This window comes from uncultured Enorma sp. (assembly GCA_905210055.1).
Taxonomy (GTDB): domain Bacteria; phylum Actinomycetota; class Coriobacteriia; order Coriobacteriales; family Coriobacteriaceae; genus Enorma.
Genome location: CAJLVH010000156.1, coordinates 1 through 4,113 on the forward strand (window position 1 = coordinate 1; position 4,113 = coordinate 4,113).

The following is a 4,113-nucleotide window of genomic DNA, read 5'->3' on the forward strand; positions in this document are numbered from 1 at the left end:
CCGCCTCGTGGTCCCCCGTGAGGAGCACCGGCTCCACGCCCGTCTCCCACACTGCCGAAAGCGTAGCGGTGGCGTTCTCGCGCACGCGGTCAGCGAGTGCGATGAACCCCGCTGCCGCGTCGCCCCAGCCGAGATAGGTGATCGTTGCCCCCTCGGCGCGCGTAGCGTCCACGCGCCTCCCCAGCGCGTCCGGTATAGCCAGACCGTGCTCCGCCAGCAGCGCAGCGCTGCCGGCGTACACCGTGCGCCCGCCCACCTCGGCCACTACGCCGCGACCGGGCACCATGGCAAAGGACGTTGGGTCCTTCGGCGCCGCTCCGGCGTGCTCCGTGGCCGCGGCCACGATGGCGCGCCCGAGGGGGTGCTCGGATCGCTTCTCGGCCGCGCCGGCAACCGCGAGCAACGCGTCCTCGCTCACGTCCTTCTCGCCCGTGCACACGGCAACCACCTGCGGCTCCCCCGTGGTGAGCGTGCCTGTCTTGTCAAAGCACACGCGCCTGACCTGCGCCAGGCGCTCGAGCGCGTCCCCCTCGCGCACCAGAAAGCCGTGCCTGGTGGCGTTGCCGATCGCCGCCATGATGGCCGTGGGTGTGGCGAGCACGAGCGCGCACGGGCAAAAGACGACGAGGATGGTGACCGAGCGGATGATCTCGCCCGTCACGAGATAGGTGAGAACTGCTGCCACAAGGGCGATGACGACGATCCACACCGCCCAGCGGTCGGCGAGGTTCACGATCTTGGCCTTGCCGGCGTCGGCCGACTGCACGAGGCGAATCATCCGCTGGATGGACGAGTCCTCGCCTACGCGCGTCGCGGCCATGTCGAACGAGCCGAACTGGTTGACCGTGCCGGACGACACCTCGTCCCCCGGGCCCTTGTCCACCGGCAGGCTCTCGCCGGTCATGACCGCCTGGTTCACCGAGGTCTGACCGGAGACGATGACGCCGTCTACGGGCACGGCCTCCCCGGGCAGCACGCGTAGGATGTCGCCCACCTGAACAGCTTCCGCCGCGATGGTCTCCTCCGCCACGGGGCGCGGCTCCCCGCCCTCGGCCGTTGCGCGGGCGATGCGCCGTGCCGTGCGCGGCGTCAGATGGACGAGCCGTTCGATGCCGGCGCGGGCGCGCGCCACGGTGAGCTCCTCGAGCAGCCCGCCGAGCTGCATGATGAAGGCGACCTCGCCCGCGGCGAAGTCCTCGCCGATGAAGACGCTCGCGATGAGGGCGAGCGAGACGAGCACGTCGGCCGTGATGTCGAACTCCGTCACGAGGCCGATGACGGCCTCCAGGATGATGGGCACGCCGCACAGGATGATGGCGACCCACGCGATCGAGAACGGAAACGGCTCAACGCCAGCGAGCGAGAGCGCGAGCGCCACGCCCGAGATGGCGAGAAACGCGATGTCGCGCTTAGCGCCGCCCCACTCCAGCAGCTTCTCGAGACCTTCGATCATGGGCTCCCCCGTCCTTCTCGCCGGCGCGTTTTGATACCTATACCCCTATGGGTATAATGCTTTGAGGAAGAGGAGTCAAGCCGAAGTTCTTTTTTCAGCTGAGGTACTAAATCATGTTGGCGAAACGCTCGACGGCCTTGGTGAAGTCGGCAACGGTCTTGTCCGCGTCCCCGTGCTCGATACCGTCGCGCACGCAGTGTTGGATGTGCCCCTCGAGCACAACCTGGCCGCATCGGTGCAGGGCGCTCTTCGCTGCGTTGATTTGCGAGAGGATGTCCTCGCACGGCACGTCTTCGTCAATCATGCGATCGATGGCCTGCACCTGGCCGATGATCTTGTGCAGACGCCTGTGAAGGTTCGCCGCATCCATGCACTGCCTCATCGCATCCCCTCTCCGCGCCGCGCGCGATTACCAAAACCTTTCCGCCATCATAGCGCGCCGGGCCGGACAGCGCATCACACAAGCAATTACCCGATAGGTGGAGCATTCACGCTCGAGGATGCCTGGAAAGACGTTGACGACGTAGAGCGAAACGTTTACCAGCCAATCCTGTTGCTTCAACCCGCGCAGCGGGAAGCGCACCGCCATCGTGGCAAGGCCCGCGACGAGCTCATCTGCGGCGATCGCTCAAAGTGTGATCCGATACTACCCGTTTCCCACATGTACTGATGCAGGCAATCCGAAAGACAGCCACGCAAGACGATTACGCGCACGCGCGGATCGCGTCGCGCAGGAACTGCGCCGCCCCCGGCGCAACCTTTTCGTAATAGGCTTGGAACCGCTCGTCGGCAACATAGCCGTCCGCCAGACCCTTGTGAGCCTCGGGCGTGTAGGTACCATCCGGCCAGTACATGTGCAGCCAGCGGGCGTGCATCGCCACGAGCTTGCGCGCCTCGGGGCCGGCCGGATCGCCCGCCTCCATCGCACGGCGCAGCTGCTCGTTGATGGCGACCGCCAGCTCTTCCGCCTGCAGGTGCGCCGCCTCGCCCATCGCCAGGTATTTCTTGTTGGAGGCATCCACCACCTCGTCGCCGTAGGCCGCGCGGGTCTCCTCGCCGTAGTCCTTCTCGTTCTCGGCGACCTCACGCCAGCGGCGAAGCGTCGGCAGCACCGCGCCCAGAAGCGACGCCGCCTCGTCCACAGTCCAACCCATCGCCTCGGCCATGCGCGGCGCGCAGTCTTCGATCATCTCGTCCATCGTGGTCTCGTAGGTGTAGGCGCCCCCGTCGTAGCACCAGCGGCAGAAGTCCTCGGTCTCGGATCCGTCCGCCTCGTGGCCGTGCTGGTCAGGGCCGGTGAACATCATGCCGCAGCTCTGACAGTAGTGCTCGGGCATGTCGAGAAGGGCGGTCACGGGGACGTCCAGCTCGCGAGCGATAAGCTTGAGCATGTCGATGCCGGGCTCGGTGGTTCCCTGCTCCCAGCGACTTATCGCCTGCCGCGTCACGTAGAGCCTGCGCGCCATCTCCTCCTGCGTGAGGCCCGCCTCCTTGCGGATGGCGGCGATGGTGTCCTTCATGGGCATGGGGCCCTCCTTGCTCAGGGTTTGCCTCGGCTTCTCTTGCAAGCCCATTGTCCCCAAGCTGCCCCGCGCCGCACAAGAAACAGCCTGTTGCGCGACCACCCACCTGCAAACGCGCGACATACCGCCCCGGTTATCGCGCACCCCCGATGCCCGCTTGCCCGTCCGCAAGCAAGGGGCTTCAATCAGGCCGAGAGCAGGCTTGGGTCGATGTAGTCGGAGAGCAGCGTGTCGGCCATCCACGACGAGTTGTACGAGCGGCCCTGGAGCGCCGGGTCGTCCTGGGCGAGCATCAGGTACTCGTCGGACGAGGTGGTGTTGGACTGGTCGCCCGGGTCGTTCCAGGTCGGGTCGACCACGACCCAGCTGCCGTCGATGTTCACGAGGATCCAGGCGTGGTCGGTCGCGTAGACGCCGGGCTGCGGTGGCACGTTGCCGGACGCGTACACCGACTCGAGCCCGGCGCGGTCAGCGAGGAGTTTGAAGGTCTGCGCGTAGCCGGAGCAGATCGAGCCGCCGTCGAGGATGAGCGTGCGCACGGTGGACGGGTCCTGGGTCGCGGCGTCCATCGAGAAGCTCCCGGAGCTGATGGCGTCGTAGTTGTACCAGAGGTTCTCGGCGATGTAGTCGTTGATGGCGCGCACCTTGTCGGCGTCGGACATGCCGTCGGTGATGATATCCGCGACGATCTCGTCGGCCTTGTCGCTCACCTGCTGGCGCTGCTCGTTCAGGACGTCCTGGTCGTTGACTTGCTCCCACGGGGTCAGGCTGGTGACGGTGAGGAGCATCCTGCCGTCGCGGCGCGTTACCTGGTAGGTGGGGTTGCAGTTGAAGATGAGCGGGTTCTGGGCGCACGCCTCGAAGAGCGCGTCCGCGACTTCCGTGGTGCCGGCCGCGTTGGCGTAGTCGGTGACGTCGATGTAGGTGTTGCCCGCGAGCAGGTTGGCCGCGATGTAGCGCACGAGGTCGGACGAGGCGTTGATCTCGTAGGGCACGTCGGGCATCGTGGTCGAGGGCTGCTGGCTCGCCTGGACGGCGTCCCAGTCGATCCCGTCCTCGGTGTCGAGGCGCGTGGGAATGCCCGACGGCTGAGCCTCGCGCTGGAGCTCGTCGAGCGCCTGCGTGGCGGCCTGCTCG

The 4,113-nt window shown here is 66.8% G+C and carries 4 protein-coding genes; all 4 read right to left on the reverse strand.

What is annotated here, in order from left to right; translation table 11 throughout:
• On the reverse strand, positions 1-1,453 hold a 1,453-nt coding region (locus tag QZ079_RS08380; RefSeq protein ID WP_297037419.1), incomplete at its 3' end, for a cation-translocating P-type ATPase.
• A 106-nt stretch (positions 1,454-1,559) separates the two neighbouring features.
• Entirely contained in the window at positions 1,560-1,835 is a 276-nt protein-coding gene (locus QZ079_RS08385) for a metal-sensing transcriptional repressor (protein WP_087216948.1), read from the reverse strand.
• Between the two features lie 322 nt (positions 1,836-2,157).
• Positions 2,158-2,979, reverse strand: a complete 822-nt coding sequence (locus QZ079_RS08390; RefSeq protein WP_297037420.1) for a TipAS antibiotic-recognition domain-containing protein — start codon at positions 2,977-2,979, stop codon at positions 2,158-2,160.
• Positions 2,980-3,161: 182 nt separating this feature from the next.
• On the reverse strand, positions 3,162-4,113 hold a 952-nt coding region (locus QZ079_RS08395; RefSeq protein WP_297037421.1), incomplete at its 5' end, for a transglutaminase domain-containing protein.

What these genes read in the sequence shown, in the direction of transcription:
- QZ079_RS08385 (WP_087216948.1), bottom strand. Translation starts at nt 1,835, where the DNA reads ATGAGGCAGTGCATGGATGCGGCGAACCTTCACAGGCGTCTGCACAAG.
- QZ079_RS08390 (WP_297037420.1), bottom strand. Translation starts at nt 2,979, where the DNA reads ATGCCCATGAAGGACACCATCGCCGCCATCCGCAAGGAGGCGGGCCTC.